Source organism: Acidithiobacillus sp. (assembly GCF_023255755.1).
In the GTDB taxonomy this organism is placed as follows: Bacteria; Pseudomonadota; Gammaproteobacteria; order Acidithiobacillales; family Acidithiobacillaceae; genus Acidithiobacillus.
The window spans coordinates 11806-32918 of record NZ_JAGDVS010000192.1 but is presented as its reverse complement, the minus strand read 5'-3'; the positions used below and the strand labels follow the sequence as shown (position 1 = coordinate 32918).

Annotated in this window: 23 protein-coding genes; 16 read left to right on the top strand and 7 right to left on the bottom strand. The window is 55.5% G+C overall.

Going from position 1 to position 21113, the window contains the following annotated elements:
* From Q0C48_RS13810 to Q0C48_RS13795, 4 genes are all read left to right on the top strand, one after another.
* Positions 1-563, top strand: a 563-nt coding sequence (locus Q0C48_RS13810; protein ID WP_291525322.1) for an ATP-binding protein, incomplete at its 5' end; no start/stop codon positions are given.
* A 28-nt stretch (positions 564-591) separates the two neighbouring features.
* Positions 592-1803, top strand: coding sequence for a hypothetical protein (locus Q0C48_RS13805; RefSeq protein WP_291525321.1), 1212 nt, complete (start codon positions 592-594; stop codon positions 1801-1803).
* Complete coding sequence (locus Q0C48_RS13800) at positions 1803-2717, top strand: DNA adenine methylase (protein ID WP_291525319.1); 915 nt, start codon at positions 1803-1805, stop codon at positions 2715-2717. Before Q0C48_RS13805 ends, Q0C48_RS13800 begins: the two co-directional genes overlap by 1 nt.
* A gap of 145 nt (positions 2718-2862) precedes the next feature.
* Positions 2863-3159, top strand: a complete 297-nt coding sequence (locus Q0C48_RS13795) for a hypothetical protein (RefSeq protein WP_291525317.1) — start codon at positions 2863-2865, stop codon at positions 3157-3159.
* On the opposite strand, the gene Q0C48_RS13790 is transcribed toward Q0C48_RS13795, so the two are convergent.
* A complete protein-coding gene (locus Q0C48_RS13790; protein ID WP_291525315.1) occupies positions 3127-3948 on the bottom strand; it encodes a hypothetical protein in 822 nt (273 codons plus the stop codon). The two genes, Q0C48_RS13795 and Q0C48_RS13790, sit on opposite strands and share 33 nt — an antisense overlap.
* 222 nt (positions 3949-4170) lie before the next feature.
* Here Q0C48_RS13790 and Q0C48_RS13785 point away from each other — a divergent pair, with 222 nt between their 5' ends.
* The 11 genes from Q0C48_RS13785 to Q0C48_RS13735 all read left to right on the top strand — a co-directional run bounded on the left by Q0C48_RS13785 (position 4171) and on the right by Q0C48_RS13735 (position 14482).
* Complete coding sequence (locus Q0C48_RS13785; protein ID WP_291525313.1) at positions 4171-6159, top strand: zincin-like metallopeptidase domain-containing protein; 1989 nt, start codon at positions 4171-4173, stop codon at positions 6157-6159.
* Between the two features lies 1 nt (position 6160).
* On the top strand, positions 6161-8635 hold the full coding sequence (locus Q0C48_RS13780; protein WP_291525311.1) for a toprim domain-containing protein: 2475 nt from the start codon (positions 6161-6163) through the stop codon (positions 8633-8635).
* Positions 8632-9912 carry a hypothetical protein gene (locus Q0C48_RS13775; RefSeq protein WP_291525309.1) on the top strand — a complete coding sequence of 427 codons (1281 nt, stop codon included), beginning with the start codon at positions 8632-8634 and terminating at the stop codon, positions 9910-9912. Before Q0C48_RS13780 ends, Q0C48_RS13775 begins: the two co-directional genes overlap by 4 nt.
* Complete coding sequence (locus Q0C48_RS13770) at positions 9909-10208, top strand: hypothetical protein (protein ID WP_291525307.1); 300 nt, start codon at positions 9909-9911, stop codon at positions 10206-10208. Before Q0C48_RS13775 ends, Q0C48_RS13770 begins: the two co-directional genes overlap by 4 nt.
* A 30-nt stretch (positions 10209-10238) precedes the next feature.
* The gene (locus Q0C48_RS13765) at positions 10239-10724 is read left to right on the top strand and encodes a hypothetical protein (protein WP_291525305.1); all 486 of its coding nucleotides are present in this window, start codon (positions 10239-10241) and stop codon (positions 10722-10724) included.
* Positions 10681-11625 carry a DUF6036 family nucleotidyltransferase gene (locus tag Q0C48_RS13760; protein WP_291525303.1) on the top strand — a complete coding sequence of 315 codons (945 nt, stop codon included), beginning with the start codon at positions 10681-10683 and terminating at the stop codon, positions 11623-11625. Before Q0C48_RS13765 ends, Q0C48_RS13760 begins: the two co-directional genes overlap by 44 nt.
* The gene (locus Q0C48_RS13755) at positions 11622-11900 is read left to right on the top strand and encodes a hypothetical protein (RefSeq protein WP_291525301.1); all 279 of its coding nucleotides are present in this window, start codon (positions 11622-11624) and stop codon (positions 11898-11900) included. Before Q0C48_RS13760 ends, Q0C48_RS13755 begins: the two co-directional genes overlap by 4 nt.
* Positions 11900-12574, top strand: a complete 675-nt coding sequence (locus Q0C48_RS13750; RefSeq protein ID WP_291525298.1) for a nucleotidyl transferase AbiEii/AbiGii toxin family protein — start codon at positions 11900-11902, stop codon at positions 12572-12574. Before Q0C48_RS13755 ends, Q0C48_RS13750 begins: the two co-directional genes overlap by 1 nt.
* 65 nt (positions 12575-12639) lie before the next feature.
* Positions 12640-13257: a conjugative transfer signal peptidase TraF gene (gene traF / locus Q0C48_RS13745; RefSeq protein ID WP_291525296.1), complete on the top strand. Its 618-nt coding sequence runs from the start codon at positions 12640-12642 to the stop codon at positions 13255-13257.
* 8 nt (positions 13258-13265) lie between these two features.
* Positions 13266-13808 carry a M48 family metalloprotease gene (locus tag Q0C48_RS13740; protein WP_291525294.1) on the top strand — a complete coding sequence of 181 codons (543 nt, stop codon included), beginning with the start codon at positions 13266-13268 and terminating at the stop codon, positions 13806-13808.
* Positions 13808-14482, top strand: a complete 675-nt coding sequence (locus Q0C48_RS13735) for a lytic transglycosylase domain-containing protein (protein ID WP_291525292.1) — start codon at positions 13808-13810, stop codon at positions 14480-14482. The genes Q0C48_RS13740 and Q0C48_RS13735 overlap by 1 nt, the downstream gene beginning before the upstream one ends.
* A 3-nt stretch (positions 14483-14485) precedes the next feature.
* Here Q0C48_RS13735 and Q0C48_RS13730 read toward each other — a convergent pair whose 3' ends face one another.
* Complete coding sequence (locus Q0C48_RS13730; protein WP_291525290.1) at positions 14486-16483, bottom strand: type IV secretory system conjugative DNA transfer family protein; 1998 nt, start codon at positions 16481-16483, stop codon at positions 14486-14488.
* Positions 16484-16528: 45 nt separating this feature from the next.
* Between Q0C48_RS13730 and Q0C48_RS13725 the strand changes: the two genes are divergently transcribed.
* Positions 16529-16696 (top strand): hypothetical protein, encoded by a 168-nt coding sequence (locus Q0C48_RS13725; RefSeq protein ID WP_291525288.1) that lies wholly within the window; start codon positions 16529-16531, stop codon positions 16694-16696.
* Between the two features lie 53 nt (positions 16697-16749).
* Here the strand turns inward: Q0C48_RS13725 and Q0C48_RS13720 are convergent, their stop codons facing one another.
* The 5 genes from Q0C48_RS13720 to Q0C48_RS13700 all read right to left on the bottom strand — a co-directional run bounded on the left by Q0C48_RS13720 (position 16750) and on the right by Q0C48_RS13700 (position 21072).
* Entirely contained in the window at positions 16750-17268 is a 519-nt protein-coding gene (locus Q0C48_RS13720; protein WP_291525286.1) for a transposase, read from the bottom strand.
* 7 nt (positions 17269-17275) lie between these two features.
* Positions 17276-18655 (bottom strand): ParB/RepB/Spo0J family partition protein, encoded by a 1380-nt coding sequence (locus Q0C48_RS13715; protein WP_291525284.1) that lies wholly within the window; start codon positions 18653-18655, stop codon positions 17276-17278.
* A gap of 11 nt (positions 18656-18666) precedes the next feature.
* A complete protein-coding gene (locus tag Q0C48_RS13710; protein WP_291525282.1) occupies positions 18667-19440 on the bottom strand; it encodes a ParA family protein in 774 nt (257 codons plus the stop codon).
* A complete protein-coding gene (locus Q0C48_RS13705; protein ID WP_291525280.1) occupies positions 19437-19880 on the bottom strand; it encodes a hypothetical protein in 444 nt (147 codons plus the stop codon). The genes Q0C48_RS13710 and Q0C48_RS13705 overlap by 4 nt, the downstream gene beginning before the upstream one ends.
* Before the next feature lie 304 nt (positions 19881-20184).
* Complete coding sequence (locus Q0C48_RS13700; protein ID WP_291525278.1) at positions 20185-21072, bottom strand: phospholipase D-like domain-containing protein; 888 nt, start codon at positions 21070-21072, stop codon at positions 20185-20187.
* Positions 21073-21113: the final 41 nt, after the last annotated feature.

The following is a 21113-nucleotide window of genomic DNA, read 5'->3' as shown; positions in this document are numbered from 1 at the left end:
CCGCCATCCCCCGCCGCTATATCGACTGTGATTTCGACAACTACGTGGTCGATGTCCCTGGGCAGCAGACGGCCCTGGATGTCTGCTGGGACTACGCCGAGCATTTCGCGGAGCGGGCGAGCAAGGGATCCAGCCTCATTCTCTGCGGGAATCCCGGCACCGGCAAAAACCACCTGGCATCGGCTATTGCCCGGACAGTGCTGTCCATGGGACATAGCGTGATCTTTGCGACCGCCTACGAAATCACTGCCCGGATTCGCCAGACCTGGCAGCACGGCATCGGCAACAGCACGGAGCTGGAAGTCATTCGCGGGTTTGCAGAAGCGGGCCTGCTCATCATCGACGAAGTTGGGAAAACGTTCGACAGGCATGCGCAGGTACATCTCTTCGAGGTAATCAACCACCGCTCCCGCGACATGAAGCCGACCATCATCCTCTCCAACGAAGGGGTAAATGGTGTGGAGAAGTACCTGGGGACGGACGCATTCGATCGGCTGTGTCAGAACGGTGGGCTGCTGCTCTTTGATTGGCAGAGCTATCGCCGCGGGAGGACCGGGGCATGAACTATATGCAAAACCGGGAGATTGTGTGATGCCCAAGCCATCCAACCCAGACGAAAATGATTTTATCGACGCCGGCGATGATGATATCGATGCGGATTATCCGCTTCCGCTGGCGGAACGTGAAGAATTGGCGCGTCAAACCTGGGGCACCACGTCGCGGCGTTTCGAGAGGCCGGATAGCTTCAACCTCCTCCTGGATGATCCCGAAGCGATTCAGGCCGCCGCAGACGGTGATGATTATGCGGTAGCGCCGGAATGGTACGAAGGGCTTGAGATGGATGACAACGAAGAGGTTGAAGCCGTGGCAACTCCGCGCAACCCCCTCGTCGATCCGGATCCACATGACCGGCTTATCCCGGATCCGCGCGCCAGTGTTACCACACACGCATCAGCGCAGAATTTTCACCGCTGGTTGCGAAAGTCGGTCCCCGTGTACCGGGAACAGATCGAAGGGGCTCAATTGTCCGCAGATGTGGGATATGCCGTGCACTGGTACCTCAACAAGTCCATCGCCGCCATCACCCTCGCCGTCGGTACCTATCTGCGCAAAAAACTCATCATCGCTGACCATGCCGATGCACGGGATGCGGCGTCCCGAATACTGCGCCAGGTCATAGAATCCCACGATTTTAAACGCATACCCAACCTTAACATCGACAAAATGTGTTCGGGTTACTTTCAGACCATCTCCCAATTCCGCACGTTCATCGCCGAAGGTATCGGCGTGTCTCATCAAGATATTTACTATATGGCCCACGCCAAGCCCATCAGTCCCGGCCACGAGGAGCAGAACGGCGACGATGTGGTGGACATCGACCTACTGCACCCGGATCACGCCCATCCAGACGCGCTGAATGCCGGTCTCTGCCGGTATACGGACAGCCCCATGGAGGTCCTCATCCAGAAACAGGAAAACGCTCGCGTAATGCGACTGATGCGCCAGAACGCTGGAGCCCCTGTTCCGAACGGCGAGGACTCTATGGGCAGTGAGGACCGGACGCCAGTTTCCTTACGCGAAGTGCTTCTGCGCGTTTCACAGGATCCACGGGGCGAGTTGGCCGTGGCTACGGAGATTGCCCATTTTTTGACCCGAAGAAGTGACGGTATGCGGAACATCCGCCGGGGACTTGCCCGCCACGCCCGCACAAAGGCCCCCACAGCCGTCCTTGCGACGCACATCTTAGACCTCATGAGCGGCGATGATCGGTCCACAACCAGCACAAAAGTCGGAGGTGTCTGATGCGCAGCCCCTTGGTCTGGATCGGCGGCAAAGGCCGATTCACGGACAGAATCAACACCGCACTCCCGAAACCAAACCGGCACCTGTGCTATGTCGAGCCGTTCTGTGGCGGCGCGAGTATGTTGTTTTCGCGTCCCGCCAAAGGCGTCGAGGTCATCAATGACCTGGATTCCGAAGTGACACACTTTTTCAGCATGCTGCGGAATCAGCCAGAGGCTTTGCAGCGATACCTGCAGCTCACCCCCTACAGCCGGGAAATATTTAACGCATGGCGTGACATCGCCAACCCTTCAGCATTGTCGGACATTGAACGCGCAGCGCGGTTCTTCATCATGACTCGCGCTTCTTTTCACGGTGATTTATCCCGAAAGCCCAGCTGGGCCTATGCCCGGGTAGACGACAATCGGGCACGTGCCGCGAAACACGTGATTGATGAGGATCTGCTGATTACGGCCGAACGACTGCGGACGGTCTATGTGGAAAATGACGAAGCGTTAGGCGTCATCCACCGATGGGATGCCGCGACCACTGTCTTCTATTGCGATCCGCCGTACCACCCGCTTACCCGGGCAGATGGCGGATACGTGCATGAGATGGATCACCATGCCCACCAGGAACTGGTGGACGTCCTGCTGGGCATCCAGGGGATGGCTGCCCTCTCCGGCTACCAGAACGATTGCTACGAAGCGCTGGAGGATGCGGGATGGCAAAGACAGGACTTCGATGCCGTCTGTGGTGCCGGCCGCACCCGGCAACCCAGGGCAGGCGGCAAAGAAGTGGATCCCTCCCGTAGGGAGAGCATCTGGATAAACATCGCGTTACAGAAGCGGCTTGCCGCTGAAAACTCTCAGCAATGCAGTCTGTTTGATTTCTCTGATCCGGGGGGCGGGCATGGCGATGAAGATGCCGCGTAATTTTATCACCGCATAGGCGATCAAAAAGCCGAGTCTATTTTGTGACAACAGATCCTTGCTACTCACATGCCGTGGTAGAAAGTATATCACCACTCTCACCGCTATACATCCACGCCGGTTCAGAAAATGAAACTCAGGAGCAAAAATGGAAGGAATATCACTCATTATATTTTTTATTGTGGCTGGCTTTATAGCTGGCTATCTTGGCATGGAAAGTGTTTATCTACGCAACAAGGACTGGCCTTTCGCTTTCGGCGGCGTTTTCTGCAAAATATTCTTTGTCGCTTTCTCTATAATAGCAACTGTCGCAACAGTGTTATTCGTTAACAAGCAGCACGCATACTTGACATACCCTTTCATCATACCGTTTACCGCCTTAATTGAAACAGCATTCGATACCGGAATAATTTTAGGCGGGATTTTTATGAATGCTGTAAAATAGAAAATTCCTATTCTGAACAATCGACGTGACAAAATGCTTTTTTCCATTGATTTCTAAAAAAGAGCGATGAAACCCATAAAAAACTATGTTACCAGAAACCATTTTGCCATAACAACCTGCGTGAGAGTTGTGTATTCCAACAGGAAAAAATGCCTCATCACCTTTAAGAGAAATACAAACATCAACCCTTCTAAAGCCAGCATGCTGCATAATGTTAAACGCATACATAGTATTACTATCAAGAAGAAATACGCCAACATTAATTCCAATTAGCACCATCAATACAAGATACTTTATGTCCTTTGTATTTACCAGCAGAATAAACGCAACAAATGACGCCACCGCGACCAACAAAAGGGATATAATGGCAGCCGCTGAGAATACAGAAACTACCGCGACAACCCCCCATGCGTGCCGCAACATGAAATTATATAAAGAACTTAGCATTTCATTATTTGTGCTCAATAATAAAACGGTTCCAACAAAAATCGCGGGCAGCGAATAAGCGAATTTTATCTTCAAATTAGAACCGAGTATTGGGAGCACTACAGATATCAATATGTAACCCACGATAAATATCGACAAGAAGAATGGCATTATGCCATAATATACCAGATCCGCCATTCCAGATGGGAAATAGGAAACTTCCCAAAAGTAGTAATAAAACGGTTGAAGACCTACCGCACCAGAAAGAAACGCGCAAATTTTAAAGAAATGTTTCTCCTTGACCTCATGCATAAAAATCTTCAGTGAATCTATTAAATCAGCCGTCTTAGGACTTTCCGACACTATATTCTCCTGCCCATCGCAAATCCTTACGTAACCCCCAACACCGAAGAAAAGCCTGATAAGGCTGCGTGATCATACCGGACGTCGCGACTCGGTAACTCGGTAACTCGGTACTGAACTGATCAATCCTACCAGTACTCACCCATCAAGCGCTATACCACCAAGTCCGTCGCTATACCTCCATGTTGGTTCAGACATGCAGATGCATAAGCGAGGACGCCCATGCCAACCCAGACACATAGTACAACCACGCCCACCAACCGGGAGAAACGTGATGTTCGCCAGGAAGTCACCAATCGTATCGTCGCCGCAGTAGAAGAAAATACTGCACCCTGGCAGCGGCCGTATGACGGTGGCCCCAGATCCGGCCCTATCAATGCTGTTACCGGCAAAGAATATAACGGTGGCAACCATGTGTTGTTAGCTACCGTCGCCCCCACTGGGGATCCCCGCTGGGTGACATACAAACAAGCTGCCGAACAGGGCTGGCAAGTCAAAAAAGGGGAGCACGGTATCCCTATCGAGGTCTGGAAGAGCTATGAAAAAGACATAGAGCGATCCAGCGGCGAGAGCCCGAAGTTCGGGGGTAAGGAAATTGCGGCGGCAGAGAAGGAAACCCGGCGTTTCGCCAAGTATTACACGGTATTCCACGCCTCACAGATCGATGGGATCCCGCCCTATGAGATGGATCCATCGCAAACGCACGATTTCGACATGCATGCGGTAGGTGAAAAGCTGTTTGACCAGAATGAGAAGTCCGCCCCCATTCTATTCGATAGTCCGGGACAGGCTTTTTACAGCCCTAAAAATGATGACATTCACTTGCCGCCCAGGGAATCCTTCCTTGATGCCGGACATTTATATGCCACGGCGGCGCATGAGATTGCGCACTCCACCATGGCAGAGCATCGCCTGAATCGGAGCAGGTTACAGCAGTTTCAGAACGGGACGGCCTCTGACCATACATTGCGGGCCAAAGAAGAGCTGCGTGCGGAAATGGCGTCCTACATCATTTCCGAGAAAACGGGCATACCCCATCATCCTGAGAATCATGAGTCCTACGTGAAGGGCTGGATATCCGTTCTAAAAAACGACAAGAACGAAATCTACCACGCTGCACGGGACGCAGAAAAGATGGCGGATTATGTCATCGCACAGCAGAAATTGCTCGAAGTCGGTCAGGAAAAAGCCATTGCGGCCCCCACAAAGGAAAATGTTATGGAACCAGAAGTCATGCAGCTTAACCGTGGGGATTTAATTCAGTTCCGTGATGAAAGTGGTCATAAAATTACGGGTATCGTGTTGCAGGATACAAACCTGGACCAGCAGGTGCGCTACAAAGCGGTACTGCCCGGCCCGGATGGAAAGCCTAAGATTCAAGCTGTTGGTGATTCTTTGGCGCATTTGGATCAGCAAAGCATTACCAGTCACCTGCCCAACACCGTGCCCGGCATTGGAAAGCTGGATATGCAAAGTGCATCCCGTGAAACCGATGCTGCAAGAATCCCCGGTGTTAAGGCGGCCCTCGAATTCCGGGTGGCGTCCGTCATGCACCAAAGCACTATCCAGCTTGAGCAGGATAAGCAGGTGCATCACCGGGTTATTCTGTCTCACCGGAAGGACCTGCCCGACTATGTGCGCCAGGAACCCGTGGATCCGGACAAACCCATTCTGGAAATCCAGAACCACAACCGCCAGAGCATTTCCGGTGTACTGAAAAATTTTGAAAAGGATAACTTGCTGTTGGATACCAAAGAATACGGTGTCGTTCATGTGGATATCGGCAAGCGGTTTATGGAGGACGGCTTTAGTGATTCTTACCTACATAAAGCCATGGACAAACATATTGATGTTTCCCTCAGCAATGATGGTCGAATACTGAAAATCCACAACCCTGAACTAGGTCCACAGCCTGCTACCGATATTTTCGACACCCCGGCCAAACCGTTTGGGTTGATGCCGTTCCAACAAATGGACCGCTCTGATGCCATGCAGATCACCGGAAAATTAACGCATGTGCATGATACCAATCTGATCGAAATTCAGCCGGCTGGAAAACCCATGCTGATATCTGGTCGTGATCCGGACAAGGTACATCAGGCGGAAATCAGGGCCATGGTTGGACATACCGTGACAGTAAAGCCCACCAGGACCGGCGAACTCAAGGTGGAAGACCGCACGCCTCAAAAAGTGAATTCACTGGGGCGCTGACATGAATGCCTATAACCGCGAAACCATCGTGACCGCACTGGCGGCAGCGGGTATCCCCTATCAAATACTGGGCCGCGAGATAGAGGCGGATGTTCTAGGTACGGGGCACAAAACGCACAAGATCAATCCTGCCAAAGGCGTGTACTTAGACTCGGCGACGGGTGCAGGAGGCACGATCGAGGGATTGTTGCGGGCTATGGATTTGAACCCCTCCCCATCGGTTGCCCAAGATCAGCCGATAGCGCGCCAAACAGACAATTCCCAGTTAGCGCGCACCCTGTGGAATAACGCATGGGTCTGCAAAACCCCGCATGAATTATACAGTGGACCGGACCTGAATGGTCTCTCTGCCATGAACAAGGGCGCCCGGCGCGCGCAATGGCAGGCCGCCAAAGACGTCACTGTGCAATATCTTTTTCACCGCGGTCTGGAGGATGCCCACTGGCTGGGCCAGGTCAGAATCGGCCTGCCGGACCGTTTTTCACCGGAAGGCACCCGCGCGGTCATGATCCTGCCCATGCGCCGCGACGGGAACATCTGCGGCATACAACAGACATTTATCAACGATGACGGGCAAAAACTGGATCGTAAGATGCTGGGGCGGAAAGGTGTCATTCGCCTTCCACCGCCACCTGAAGCAGTGCCCATGCCTCTCTCGGGCACTGCCCAGGAGAAAGGCATGCTCCTGCTGGGAGAAGGCTTCGAGACTACAGCGGTAGCCATCCAGGCTAGCGGCATGCCCGGCATCGTCGCCTATGACGTGGGAGGCGTTCAGAAATGGGCTATGGAACAAGCCGAGGCAGCACATAAACCTGCCAATCTGGGGACAGCCGTTCCCGTAATCGGCGTTCTGGTTGACCGCGATGTCAATAGAGTTGGGCAGCGCGGTGCTCGGGACGCCATTAGTAGTCTGGATGAGGCAGGACTGGCCGCACGCTATCTTGAGCCTTCAACTCAGATCATCGGCGGACCCAAAGGCGCTGATTGGGCGGATGCGCGGCAAGAACTGGGGCCTGATGGAATCCGGGTGGCACTGACACAGTGTATGGATCAGCAAAACAACCGGGCGGCGTATCGAGAAGCGCATAGTCATGAAGTTGATGCGGCACTGGCCCTCCCAGACGATCACAGACGTGCATCTGGCATAGCCGCCGTGGTGCCGTACATGTCACCACGACAAATCAACAGCGCATTGGAAGATCCTTATTGGGTCGTGCGATTGAATACGCTGTACACCCTGCAGATGGCCGGGCGCACAGAGGAAATTGATAGAACGCATGCAAAAAACCTCGTGGAGGACAAAATACCGGCGGTCCATACACGCGCGCTCGCCGCCTTTCAAGATCGTTTTGCACCATATCCATCAAAAAAGAAGGAGGTATCTATGCAACAACCCAGCATGTCCACGGACCCAAACGACAGCAGAGATGTAGCCGCGATTTTGGGACTTCCCGACAACACCAATTTCGACAACCCAATCCCTCCGCAAACACCGCCAGAAAGGAGTCACAACATGGAACAGCAAGCCAACACGCCGCAGGCCACCCGGCAATACCCCAGAATGGAAGCCTCGCTTAAAGCACAAGATGAAACCTGGTACCAGGCGACTCTATATGCGGACAAGGAAGGTCAATTGAAGGGGACGGTCTCCATTACCAACAAAGACCAGCCCCTTGATGAGCGGCACAAGGTAGAGTACGAGGCCAAAAAGGACAAAAATGGAAAGCCTTTTTTACACGCAAAAGTGCAGATTCCTGATCGCCCGGATGTTCACGTTTTTGTTCGTCCAGACGCCGAAAGCAAAGTCGCCATGGTGTCGTTTACGGAGTTGAAAAACAGAAAGCATCTTCAAATCGAAGGACAAGGTGGAACCCTCAAACCCAATGAGGCCGCACGCACACATGGTGCCAAGGATAAGACCATTCAAACCATCGGGGAGAAGCTGGGGGTCAATTACCTCGAAGGACCCGCCCCTGACAAAGAAAAACGGCAGTATCCCCGGATGGAGTCAGCTCTGAAGGCGCAAGATGGCACCTGGTATACCGCTGGAGTCTATGCCGATAAGGACGGCCAACTGAAAGCGACCGTGCGCATCAATCACCAGGAAACCGGTCTGGATGAACACCACAAGGTTTCCTTCGAAGAGCGTGAAGGTAACAGAGGGCGTTATTACAGCGCAAAGATTGAGCGCGAGGACAAACCGTCCGTATTCATGAACGTGCAGGCTCAAGCCGCAGGGGAAGGTGACATCCGTATCCGGATTGGCCGCACGGATTTCACCGAGTTTCATCCTGAAGAAGAGGACAAGAACAAACGCTTTGACCGCATCCAGGGTCAGGGGGGCTGGCTCAAGCCCAATGAGGCCATGCTCGCCAAAGGCGACAAGGATCATACGATGCAGTTCATGCGTGAGAAGCTGAATGTGGACCCGGTAAAACAGGTTGAACAGGCCAAAGCCAAGGGGGTCGAACGATGAGCACTATGGAAATCGACCCTGCAGAAATCGAGGTGCAGCTGACCAGTACGGATAGTGTGGCGCGCCTGGAGGCGGTCCACAACTACGCGGATATTCTGACCGCACAACAGGTGGAGCGTGCCTTAACCGATTCCGACGAGAATGTACGAGTGTTCGCCGTAGCCGGCTTGTCAAAATCCATGGATGACGTACAGGTCGAGCGTGCCTTAACCGACGAGTACGCGCCGGTCAGGAACATGTCCGTCAATCGGTTTGCAGGGCGCATGAATGATGCGCAGGTGGACAGGGCGCTAGCTGACCCGGATGTACAGACTCGCGCCTCTGTACTAAGCGATCTGGCGCCGCGCATGCGGGACCAGCAAGTGGAGAACGCGTTGACGGATAAGGATCCTGCAGTACGAGCGGAGGCGACAAAGAGTCTGGTGATGCGCATGAATGATGCGCAAGTCGACCGGGCACTACATGATCCGGATTACAGAATGCGGGCGCAAGCGCTCGGCAATCTCAGCTCACGCCTGTCAGACGAGCAGGTAGAGAAGGAACTGACCATCCGTAACGCCGCCTGGCGAGAGGTGGCCACAGAGCGTTTTGCCGAACGGATGAACGACGCCCAGGTTGAGCGCGTACTAACCGACCTACAGCCAGAGGTCCGGCTGGCTGGCGTGACGCATTTACACCAGAGGATGACCGACGCGCAGGTGGACCGGGCAGTTGGCGATGAGGACGCAGATGTGCGGATTGCGGCGGAAAAAAAGTTGTCTGTCCGCGTTGCCAGCCAAACACCGCGGCCGAGGGAGCAGCTACCGCGCATGGAATCCGCCCTGAAAACGCCGGAAGGTACCTGGTATTCGTCTGGTGTCTACGTCGACAACGAAGGTCAGCTGAGCGCTACGGTGCGGATCAGCAACAAGGAGTCCGGCGTTGATGAAAGTCATAAGGTCTCTTTCGAGGAACGTGGGCAAAACGGGGATCGTTATTACAGCGCAAAGATTGAACGGGAAAACAAGCCAACCTTGTACATGAACGTGCAAACGCCGAACGTGAAGGCTGGCGAGATCCGGATTGCCCGGGCGGATTTCACCGAGTTTCACCCGGAAGAGCAGGACAAGGACAGGCGCTTCGAGCGTGTCCAGGGACAGGGTGGCTGGCTCAAGCCGAATGAAGCCATTCTGAAAAATGCAGAAAATAACCGGACGGCAGCATTCTTCCGGGAAAAGTTGGATGTGGATCCAGTAAAACTGGTTGAACAGGCTAAAGCCAAGGGGGTCGAACGATGAGCGCGACCGGAGAAATCAGGGCATGGGCCATCGGAGAATACGCCGATGCGGATAAACGGAAAGATATTGAGCGGCAGCGCAAGCTACGGCAGCTCATGGATCACCTACAGGTGTCCGCCAGGCTTCCGGATCCAGCAGGCCTCACCGTCGGCAGCACGGAACGCTTTCTGGCTGAGCGCCGCATCCAGAAACTCACACAGGAGGCGGCAGGCTTGGGTTATGAGACGCCTGGGCAGGAGCTCCGCAAGGAAGCGGGAATGCACCTGGCTGGGCAGGCGCTGGGCATTTCGCTTTAAAGTGCTATGCTTCCCATTATGAAGCAAATAATGGTTGATCCTCATGGCCGCGACTCTGCCCTGACCGCTTTATACTACTTAGGTCAGCGAGAAGATCTGTCGACGGCCACACTATTCCGGTTGTTGAGTAACCCTCAACCGGATATGGCCTTGCGCGACCTGGAACCACCTCTCGGTTATTTTACGCGCCACGCCGATCCAGATCTGGATGGCGCGGGGCTGCGGGACGCCGTGGAACTCAACCTGCGGCAACATGACTGGCCTGTCGTCCAACGGGGAGGCTATTTGCTGGATTTGCTCTGCTATTTCGCTCCGCAGCATGAGGAATGGCAGCATTCTTTGTTGCCATGGCTGGATGACGTGGCAAAACAATTGCCAGAAGTCCCCTTGTTGCCGTTTTTTCCCAGAGATTCACGGCACAATCCCATGGATGCCCTGGCAGCTCGCTGGCGTCTCTCATCCGGAGCGCTCTATGACCGTCTCAAGCGGTTGTTGCGGCCGCCATATGTCTGCTGAGTACCCGCACCTATACACCGAACGGCCCATCTTTCAGGCCGCGCGCGAGCTGATCCGGCAGACCGAATCCAGTATGAACGGTCATCTGGAAGAGCCGGTACGCCTTATCATGACGGGCGGTGCCGCCATGGCTCTATATTCCCCGACCCGCAGCTCGGAGGACGTGGACGCTATTTTCTCCCACCGGATAGTTTTGCCAGAAGTGCTTGTACCCTACGTGGATGAGCACGGACGGCGCTGCACGCTGACTTGGGATCGTAATTACGCGCCAGTCATCAGCCTGATGCATCCAGATGCGGAGGAGGACGCCATCTTTGTGGCGCAGTCGCCAGATAGGCAGTTCGACATTCTGGTGCTTTCGCCGGTCGATCTGGCAGTATCCAAGCTGGGGCGATATGCCGACAATGACCAGCGGGATATTCAAGAGCTTTATACCGACAGGCTGATCACTCCGCAGGCACTGGAAACCCGCGCTGCAGCCGCTATGCGCTATTACGTGGGAAATGTGGGACAGGTTCACCACAATACCATAACTGCACTACACCATATGGGATATCAGCCAACCATCCAGCCACCGCCTTCCAGATATATTCCCCCGGAACCCACGCGCCTGAAACGCAACGACGCGCAGCGGCTGGCAGAAGGTGGAGGATCTGAGTTACCAACGCATTGCCTGTCCAGAGGGCAGATTACTGGCATACTGATCAGCTTAAGTGAAGACCGTTCCGTGGCCTTCCTGAGCCCCGCACGGGACATGATCGCTGTCTACCGCGGTGATTACAAAGCCATGCCAGAATTGTCCGCATTCAAGGGTAAATTGGTGACTCTGCTCGAACAGGGGCATAAACTGATCGTGCGTGACCGCGATAAAGAACGGGGCAAGAAGGGGCATGGTTTATGAGGCCGAATAATGACTGGATGGTATTAACCACAATCAACGCCCCGCGACACGTCATGGTGACGGGCGATGATCTGGAGGCTTGGCTGCGCGGCACCTCTGAGGTAGATACCATGGGGCTACAGACGTTCTTTTATGAGTGCGACCTTGGGGCACAGCTCGGGTTTATGCGTGGCCGCCACATCCCCGTAGAACAGGCGCTCGCCACCCTAGACCAGTACGTCCGACCCGGGTTTCCGAATGACTTTCATTTTCCGCTGGATGCCTGGGCTGCCTGATGGATTCCTGGGAACCGCTTTTCGACAAGGCCATGGTGGCAATAGATTCTTTACCCCCTCATCTGCCCAGGCTCGAATGGACCATTGGCGGCGGCACGGTGCTTATGTTTAAGTATCGTCACCGGTTAAGCCACGATGTCGATATTTTTATCACGGATGCGCAATATCTGACCGCCTTATCGCCACGTTTGAATGACAAGGTGGAAGACCTCACCGTCCACTACCGTGAAGACTCCCAACACGTCAAGCTGATTTTTGATGACTTGGGTGAAGTGGACTTTGTAGCTGCACCGCGCCTGGTAGCGAACTCTACTCAGGCGGCGACCATTCATGGCCGTAAGGTTTTGCTGGACAAGCCGGAAGAGATCATCGCCAAGAAATGTTTCTACCGTGCGGAGGGCTTCACGGCGCGCGACATATTTGACATGGCGGTATTCCTGACAAAGGATCCCTCCGTGGTAAAAAAGAATCTTGGCATCCTCACCGCGCGAACTGATGACATACAAAGACGCTTGGCATTTTATGCCACTAATAAGTCACATTGGGATAGGGAAATCAGCCGCGTTAGGCCATTACCCGGTTTCAGCCAATATTCGCAACAGGCATTGAGCAAGGTACAGAAATTCTACGCCAGCCCGGAACAGTGGTTAAAGTCTCAGACGCTGGCCAGATAGACCAACGCTACCTCAATCCATTCCCCGCTATACCCCTGTAAGCAATCCGCTTGCAGGGGTTTTTCATGGCGGCAAAGAAATGGAAGCACATCATCAGCGTGGTAGCCACGGTCAGCATGTGGACCGTGATCGCCGTCGGCGTCCTGACCATGGCCGTGGCGTCCCTGAGCGCCGCTGACCGTCTGTCCCTGAACACCACGACATGCTTCCCCGTGGGCTTCTATCAACGCGGCAACACCCCCATCTCCCTGAAAGACGGCGACATGGTGTATCTCTGCCCGCCCATCCATAACGCATCAATGCGTCAGGCTATCCGACGGCATTGGGTTTCTCGCACTTCGGGCGGGCCATGGTCCTGCCCTGGACACCTCACCCCCTTCCTCAAGAAGATAGTCGCCCTACCAGGCCAAACTGTTCTCGTGAAGAGCGACGGCGCATGGGTCGATGGCAAGAAATTGCCCAATAGCCAGATGATGACCACCAGCCCCGGCGGCCGGCAGGTAATCCATATGCCCTATGGCAGTTATTACATCAAGCCGGGCACCTTCTGGGACTATGCACCGGGCAATTACGCCTACGACAGCCGGTATTATGGGCCAGTACCCATCGGGAACATCATCGGATCGGCCCGAGCCTTCCTGGTGATACCCGGATCGCAATACTGGCTGCAGAAAGGAGATTGAGATTGAGCATGGCAACACTTGACGACGTCCAGCAGGAGGCCGAAGTGCTCTGGCGGGATGGCCAGGGTGATGGCCCCTGCCCCACCGTTGGATTGTTCGCGTCTGATTGGAAACGCAAGCTCACTGGCTTCGGCTATACATCGTCCCAACACAAGGTATTCCTGCACGCCAAAACCCTGACCGACTCGGAGCTGCGCCGCTATGTCCTGGCACATGAGTTGGGGCATGTGGCCTGGCACCATCCGGCCAAAAAAGACGCCATCGTTTGGTTCCTGGCCATCATCCTGTTTTTCCTGTCGTTCACGATCGGGCTGTTTCAGGCGTTCTGGCTGGCGGCGCTGGGGGGCAGCATCGTGGGCCTCTATGCTCTACCCAAGGCAGAGCGCGCTGCGGACCTATGGGGCGCAGCGGCACTGGGGGTTCATCTCGGTGATCCCAAGGCCGGCGCATACGCCATGATTCGCGGCATGCAAATCGCCATAGTGGCTCGCGGGAAGCCCAATGATGCCATCATGCAGGATCGGCTGCGGAACCTTCGGGACCGGCTCTGATGCTGCCCATTCAGTCGGCCATTCAACAATGCGCAACGCAAATTGCACCGGTCACCATGGCGGCGATCGTCCGGGTGGAATCCGGCGGGGATCCGCTGGCGATGTGGGACAACACCGCACACAAAGGTTATCGCCCGCACACCTTGGGCCAAGCATTGGCTATTCTGCGGCGATTGATGGCGGCCCGTCACCAGGTGGACGTGGGCATCGCCCAGGTGGATACCGAAAACTTCCGGAAATATGGGCTCACCCCTGCTACGGCGCTGAATGCCTGCACCAATCTGCACGCCGGCGCTGCCATTCTGCAGGCCGCCTGGGACACGACACGGCGTGAATATCCCGGCAACCCGCAACGCGCACTCTTCCATGCCTTTGAAATCTATAACTCGGGCGCGCCCATCGGCGACCGCGGCTATGCGAATCATGTCCTGGCCGCAGCGGGCATACCCGTTTATATCCAGAACGACGGCGCCATGCGCTATCACGCCGTGCAGGCATCCGCATTTGTCCTGCCCGTTCAGACTAACTGGGATCCTGCGGCGCAGAAGCCTGGCGATGGGTTCATGCAGTGGACGGTGGCCCAGCTGGTTTATCCCCCACAGCGAGCAAAACCGGCCACGAAAAAGGCCGCTTTGACTACCAGCGGCCCCGTGCGCCTCCATATCAACCCATAGCGGTCAACGGATCAGATTCAGGAATTCCTCCGGCAAGGCACTGACAGCGGCCAGCGCGTCGGCTACCGCTTCATCGGAAATCACTTCGTCGCCGCCACCTTGAGTAGCGGCAGACTTACGGCCGGCGTCTATCTCCTCGATCAGATCATCCGGCATCGCAGCCTGCGGGAATTCGTCACTGGGTGCCTCCACCACGCCACCATGTGGTCCGAAGATTTTCACATAATCTTTTCCGTGGCAGAGCACGTCTGTTTCCGTGGGGGCGGGGAACTCTGCGCGTTTCGCAAACAACGGGTCATTGAAATACAGCATCTGTTGCCCATACACCGGCGCAAACCCCGCCTTCAGGATCAGCATGTCACCGGCCTCCACGATAAGCTCACCGTCCTTCCTGGGGCCGCGCAGACGCATAACCTCATCTGGCGTCAGCAGCGCACGCGATTGATACGTCAAGGACGTGCTGGACCCTTGCGCTTGCGGCAGCACCGACCCCTGGTATGTCTGGTTGTTGTTTTCCATGGTCAAGGTGCGGGTACCCAGCATCTTGGATACCCATTCGGCGGTATCAATGTTGTTGGGGGCGTAAATGACGCGAACACCGCAATTTTCGATGATGGTGGTACCACCGGCCTTGCCGTAGCCGTGGGTTTCGTCCTCCAGCTGCGATTTGCTCTGGGCGATCAGCATCAGCTTGACGTTGTAGCCGGCCAGGAACCCGATTCCATCCTTGAACGCATCGAGCTTGCCCAGGGACGGGAACTCATCAAGCAACAGCAACAACCGATGCTTGCCGATGCAGGAAATCCTGTTGCCCTTTTGCGCAAGGCGGTTTTCCGCCGTGAACCGGCTGGCGATCTGGTTGAGGATCAGGCGAATCAGCGGCTTCAGGCGATTTTTGTCTTCCGGAGAAGTCACCAGGTACAAGGATACCGGGTCGTCGGCGTCCTGCAGGTCGACGATGCGGAAATCACTGAACTCGGTCCACCCGGCGACAATGGGATCGCGATAAAGACTCAAGAAACTATTCATCGTACTGATTACGCCGGATTTTTCATTGTCCGCCTTATTGAGCATTTCTCTGGCCGACTGCGCAATGACGGGGTGCACCCTGGTGCTGTTGCCACGCTGGTCTTTCCACTGAAACTTTCCCGCAGGATCATGTTCGATCCGCATCATCCGTTCAAAAGCGACGTCCACATTACTCAACTCCGGGTCATTCAGGTAAGCGGACACACCGCGCATGGTTTTATCCGGCTGGGTGTACAGCACATGTAAAATCACAGAAACCAGTAGCGCAAACCCGGTCTTCTGCCAGTGGTCATTCAGGCCCTTGCCGTCCGGGTCGACGATCATGGTGGCGATGTTCATCACGTCCTTGACCTCGAACTTGGTGCCGACCCGGATCTCCTCCAGCGGATTGAAGTGGCAATTTTGCGCCTCGTTCCGGTTCATGTCGTCGTCGTTCTCGGTGGCGAAACCCGGATTGAACTTGAACACCTTGTTGCCGATCTTGCGGCGGTATCCAGAGGTCAGGGCATAGTTCTCGCCCTTGATGTCGTGGACGACCACGCTGTCTTTCCAACCGCCGAGCAAGGTGGGCAGCACCAAACCCACGCCCTTTCCGGATCGCGTCGGCGCGAAGGCGATAATGTGGATGGTGTCCGTGTCCTGCAGATAATAGAGCACCTTCCCTTCTTTATAACCTCCCACATAGCAAATCCGATCGCTCTTCTTTTTGGTGTCCGGAAGGAGGCTCATCCGCTCGACTTCTTTCCGGGTCGCCCAATGCGCGCTGCCGTGGATGTCATTTTCGAGGATCTGTTGCTGGGCCTTCCCGGCCTTCTTGCTACCGACCCAGTAACCAGCGCCGGCGAAAGCCGCCGTAATGCCGGCGGCCGCCCAGAAGGCATCGGAGATCAGCGGGTATTTCGTGTAGTATTCGAGGAACGGCTTGAAGAAGGGGATCAGGCTGTAAGCCTGGAAGCCACCGACAAACGTCATGGGTTTATACAGCGGCATGAAGTCGTGGGCAGTAGAGCCCAGGATATGTGCACCTACCGTGCCGCCGACCAAGTTCCCGATAATGCCACCGAAGATGGCACCGGTGATGGCATCGTGGGTCGCAAATCGGGCTTTGCGCTGCGTCTGGTAGTCAAACAGATTCTGGTCTGGCCGGTGCGCCTGATTCTTCTTTGCCATAAAAATACCCTCTGACGATGGTTGTCATGAGGGTATAGCCCGGCGCCATGAGAGATAGGCTGAATCCACTACTGGCGTCCCGCCATGCGCCGCACCGTGGCATTGCGAATCTCGCCACCCACGGGGCAGGACTTGCGAAACTTCACCCAGCCGATCTTCGGGAGGAAGATGCGCGGCAGAATACGCCGCCCGTCGGGGTCCGCAGTCTGCAAATCCAGCTTGATCTGTTCCGGTGCCGGGTAGCGGAAACCATCGTTGCGACCTTTCTTTTTGAAGACCGGAAAGCGTTTGGGATTGGCGGGATTAAAGGCTTCCTGAAATGCCCGGTCGAGGTTTTTAAGTGCCTGCTGCTGTGGATGGACAGGGGATTCGGACAAAAAGCCGAAAGGTTCGCCATTGCGCCAGGTGGTCAGGCACTTGGCGAGTTCCACATAGGACAGAATGCCACAACCCGATTCCAGATAGGATTTCTGGATAGCCAGCGCCCTGTTCCAGACGAAGCGCACGCAACCGGCAGCCCGCGACAGGAGCGATTCCTGCTCCAATGTGGGCTCCAAACGATAGCGAACGGCCTTCTGAATTCTCATGGTTTTATTATACAGAACATGGGTTTAATATCAACCGCAAAGCTTCCAGCACCGCATCACCGGATAGTTCCATATCGGCCCTACCCGCCTTTTCCAACAAACCTGCAGCGATCTCCTGCGGTACCCGAACGACAATCAGCGGTGCGTAGCCGTCGGCGGCACTGGATGCCGTAGCCGCATCGCGAATGGGCGTACTTTCTCGGGCGCTGGCCCCCTCAAAGGTCGCTGTCCCTCTGGTTTCCGTCCCCGCATTGACCGCTGGCCGGGTGACTTGTTGGGCCATTTCCCCAGCTCGGCGCGCCGCGAACGCCGCCTCCTGTAGTTCTTGGGCATCGCCCATGCGTTCAAAAGTGCCCTCGGCATCACCAGAATCAGGAAAGAACATAGGGCGTCCTGCGGCAGCCTTACCATAATCCTCCTGCGCGGGATCTTGGCGAGGACCGTCCTCAACGGATTCCTCTGAATGGGTCACCGAAGGCATGGCATAAGCCTCCGCAAGACTCATCCCCGCACGAACACGAGTGGCGATGCCCCGCTCCTCCGGTTTCTCGCTTTGCACGAAGTCCCTGACTTTGCGCAAATCCTCCAGCGATAATCCACGGTCCTGCAACTCCAGCTTGACCTCTATCTCGTAACGATCCTCTTCTTCCACCAGCAGATTGCGCGTCAGCGTTTCACCCGCCTGAAGCCGTGCGGACACCCAGTCGATGACCACGCATTTATTGGCATCACGAGACCATGCGAGCATACGAGCCATTTCATTGCTGCCGATCTCATCCATGGGCACACCCAGCCGTTCGGCCATGGCCTGCGCTTCCGGATTCGCCCGGGCCAACAGGTTCTTGACCCAGGTCGCAGAGCGGCCAAGGCGTCTCGCGAGCGCTTCCTTGCTCAGCTTGGTATCATCCAGCAACCGTTGCAACGCATTGCCAATATCTTCCGGACTCATGTCAGAGCGTGCCAGATTTTCCACGAGCTGCATCTCAAGCTTATCCGAGTCGCTCGCCGGCTCCAGGATGTGGACCGGGATGCGCTCCAGGTCATACCCCCTGCGCCTGCAAGCTTCACCTCGATTCCTGGCCAGCTTGGAGGCGCGCCACCGGCGCTCGCCGGTGACTATCTGGTACTTCCCTTCGCCCAGCGGCTTGACCGATATCGGTTGCAATACGCCGTGCTGCAGAATGCTCTCCGCCATCAATGCCAAGCTCTCATCGATCGCACCACCTTCGGTAAATTTACGCGGCTGGTCCGGATCGGGCTGGATGTCATCCAGCGGCACAAAAAGTGCGGTCACCGCCGGAGCGGCCTGATTTTCCTTCCGCTGCTTTTTTGACGTTTCGCCGACGCCCTGGACGGCAGCTCCCAAGGCATCTTCCAAACTGGCCATAATCGATCTTCTCACGCCACTTCCTCCCCGGCATAGTCACTATCAGCTTCCGAAGCTTCCTGTATCAGGCGTTCACAGGCTGCCCGCCACACGTCTGCCGCCGGGTCTTTGGGTGCATATTCCCAGATCGGCTTGCCATTACGTAATGCGTGCTTCACGACTTCCCGGTCCGTCAGCACTTCCGGGAGCAGCAATTCGCCCAACTTAGGCCGTAGCCCTTCGATGATAGCCTTTTGTGTGCCGGACACGACCTTGTGCAGATTAACCAGAGCGCGCAATTTCATGGATGGGCGTCTTTTTTTGAGGTCCTGCCAGCCCATGATCATGCTGACCAGACCCTGCGTGCCCAGCGCATCCGCGGTGAACGGCGCCACCTGCAGGTCCGACATCATCAATGGAACCACCTGACGTACACCAGGCGCCGGCGGCGCGTCCAAAATAACACAGTCGAAACCATAATTTCCCAGGCGTTTTAGCGCTACGATGCCCTCCTGCACGTCATCATCCACCGCGTCAATTTCGTCAGATGATTTTAGTAGCTGAAAGCCAAATAGACTCTCGGTAAAAACTGGTTCCCGATCTTCGTACCACAAATCCAACGCCGTGTTCTCTTTGGTGCGATGAGCATTCTGGTCTCCCGTCGCCAAAAATGATGCAGATCCTTGTTGGTCCAGATCCACCAGCAAGGTTTTGAGACCTGCGGCATGCGCCGCCGCAGCAATGTGCAGGGCAATGGTGGTCTTCCCCACGCCGCCTTTTTGATTGGCTACCGTAATCGTTTTCATGTGGAATGCTCTCCCTGCTTGCGCAAAATCTCTTCCCTGCGACGGCGTTCCTGGACGGGTGGATACTTGTACCACGTCCACCAGTACAAAAGGGTATAGCTCAAGGATGAAAGGGATACGTTTTCCTTGATAGCCAAACGCTCCAATTCAGTGGCCAACTCGGCGGGAATGCGAATATTCACTTGCATCCATCCGGTCGCCTGCTTTTCGCCAATGGCTTCCGACATGGTTTGCGTGAGACCTTTGGTAGGCCGCCACGAAAGGCCATACTCCCACGGCCTTTCCTGCAAAAACTGCGTGGCCATGTCCTTGTACATCTGCTTGAGGGAAATGCCCAAGGCAAAGCCCAGCGCCTTGCTGTACAGATGCATCTTAACCGGCGCGCGCGTCGGGATCTCCGCATACTGCTGCTTGCTACGCTTGTCCGTGAAGATTCTCATCCCCTGCTCCATTATTGCTATAGCAATAACTTAGTCGCCGACATCTCTGTTGTCAATGGCCCAATGGTGTTGGAGATACTATCAACTTCCGAAGTTGTTTCTACGCCCTTTCTGTTCGGGGTTGAACCTTTTTGAATCCGCTCACTGGAACCTCCTGACCGGCGGCGTGGGTATATCGTCTTCGCTCTGCGCCAGACCCAGCCGGCAATGCCAGATGCCTGTTGTTGTGCATCCACCCCAACCTCCCGCCACCAGTCGCCAACCTAATGAATATTCTACCGCCGTCCTTTCGCACATCAGAGTGTCAATTGGCTCGATTCCAATCCCTGTCGAATTGGGCCTGCAAATCCTCAATATCCCGCCCGCCCAGCAGCAACCCCATTTCGCGGTTGGCCTCCATGCTGGTCTGGCTGAAATTCTCTGAGCCGACAAACGCCTCAGATCCACCGACAATCATCTTGGCGTGCATGTACAATGGCGATTTCGGCATTAACCGGACCTGGACGCCGTGCGACCGCAGAAAGGCCACATCCCGTTTGCCATTGGCATTGATGCTGGCGGGCAGAATGACCCGTGCGCGCGCGCCTTTGGCCGCGATGGCGTCCAGCGTCGGGGCATATGGGCCTAGCTCCTCACTCTCGATGTCCACCGGCCCAGGCTGATCAATGACCCCGATGATTTGCGCGGCCGACGTACCAGGAGACAGGACCAGCACCCGATGGGCGACTGCGGGTGCATGCTGGTTTCGCCAATCGGCATTGAAAACCGCGTTGGCCGCATCTACCACTTGGGTATTTTGGGTCACATAAAGGTATTCCCGGTTTTTATGAAAGGCCGACCAATCGAAGTTGGCGGTGCCGATCTCGCATTCGTGGCCATTGCAGATATATTTGCTGTGCTGAAACGCATAGTGGTTACCGCGCGACTCGAAACGATAAGGCGCCAGATGCAGTGTCGCCCCTGTCGCCGCTATGGCCCTTTCCTCCTTGCGTACCTGCCACGGCTTCATCCCATAAGGCCGGCCCTCGATGATAATGCGCACGTCCACCCCGCGCGCATGAGCGGCTTTCATGGCGTTTAGGATGGGCCGGTCAGAGAGATAATACACGCCCGCGCTGATCTCATGGCGGGCGGACTGGATGACCTGGAGGATGGGCGCGGGGCCTGCATTTGGTTCGATGTAAAGGGGCATTTTTATGACTTCCCGTTTTCTGGGCAAATAGGTTTGAGTTT

Coding starts and splice junctions, on each gene's coding strand:
- Q0C48_RS13770 (WP_291525307.1), top strand. CDS start 9,909: ATGAGCGCGACCGGAGAAATCAGGGCATGGGCCATCGGAGAATACGCC.
- traF (WP_291525296.1), top strand. CDS start 12,640: ATGGCGGCAAAGAAATGGAAGCACATCATCAGCGTGGTAGCCACGGTC.
- Q0C48_RS13795 (WP_291525317.1), top strand. CDS start 2,863: ATGGAAGGAATATCACTCATTATATTTTTTATTGTGGCTGGCTTTATA.
- Q0C48_RS13715 (WP_291525284.1), bottom strand. CDS start 18,655: ATGGCCAGTTTGGAAGATGCCTTGGGAGCTGCCGTCCAGGGCGTCGGC.
- Q0C48_RS13710 (WP_291525282.1), bottom strand. CDS start 19,440: ATGAAAACGATTACGGTAGCCAATCAAAAAGGCGGCGTGGGGAAGACC.
- Q0C48_RS13785 (WP_291525313.1), top strand. CDS start 4,171: ATGCCAACCCAGACACATAGTACAACCACGCCCACCAACCGGGAGAAA.
- Q0C48_RS13760 (WP_291525303.1), top strand. CDS start 10,681: ATGACCGTCTCAAGCGGTTGTTGCGGCCGCCATATGTCTGCTGAGTAC.
- Q0C48_RS13805 (WP_291525321.1), top strand. CDS start 592: ATGCCCAAGCCATCCAACCCAGACGAAAATGATTTTATCGACGCCGGC.
- Q0C48_RS13725 (WP_291525288.1), top strand. CDS start 16,529: ATGTGCACCTACCGTGCCGCCGACCAAGTTCCCGATAATGCCACCGAA.
- Q0C48_RS13800 (WP_291525319.1), top strand. CDS start 1,803: ATGCGCAGCCCCTTGGTCTGGATCGGCGGCAAAGGCCGATTCACGGAC.
- Q0C48_RS13780 (WP_291525311.1), top strand. CDS start 6,161: ATGAATGCCTATAACCGCGAAACCATCGTGACCGCACTGGCGGCAGCG.
- Q0C48_RS13750 (WP_291525298.1), top strand. CDS start 11,900: ATGGATTCCTGGGAACCGCTTTTCGACAAGGCCATGGTGGCAATAGAT.
- Q0C48_RS13705 (WP_291525280.1), bottom strand. CDS start 19,880: ATGAGAATCTTCACGGACAAGCGTAGCAAGCAGCAGTATGCGGAGATC.
- Q0C48_RS13700 (WP_291525278.1), bottom strand. CDS start 21,072: ATGCCCCTTTACATCGAACCAAATGCAGGCCCCGCGCCCATCCTCCAG.
- Q0C48_RS13775 (WP_291525309.1), top strand. CDS start 8,632: ATGAGCACTATGGAAATCGACCCTGCAGAAATCGAGGTGCAGCTGACC.
- Q0C48_RS13720 (WP_291525286.1), bottom strand. CDS start 17,268: ATGAGAATTCAGAAGGCCGTTCGCTATCGTTTGGAGCCCACATTGGAG.
- Q0C48_RS13755 (WP_291525301.1), top strand. CDS start 11,622: ATGAGGCCGAATAATGACTGGATGGTATTAACCACAATCAACGCCCCG.
- Q0C48_RS13735 (WP_291525292.1), top strand. CDS start 13,808: ATGCTGCCCATTCAGTCGGCCATTCAACAATGCGCAACGCAAATTGCA.
- Q0C48_RS13765 (WP_291525305.1), top strand. CDS start 10,239: ATGGTTGATCCTCATGGCCGCGACTCTGCCCTGACCGCTTTATACTAC.
- Q0C48_RS13740 (WP_291525294.1), top strand. CDS start 13,266: ATGGCAACACTTGACGACGTCCAGCAGGAGGCCGAAGTGCTCTGGCGG.
- Q0C48_RS13730 (WP_291525290.1), bottom strand. CDS start 16,483: ATGACGTTTGTCGGTGGCTTCCAGGCTTACAGCCTGATCCCCTTCTTC.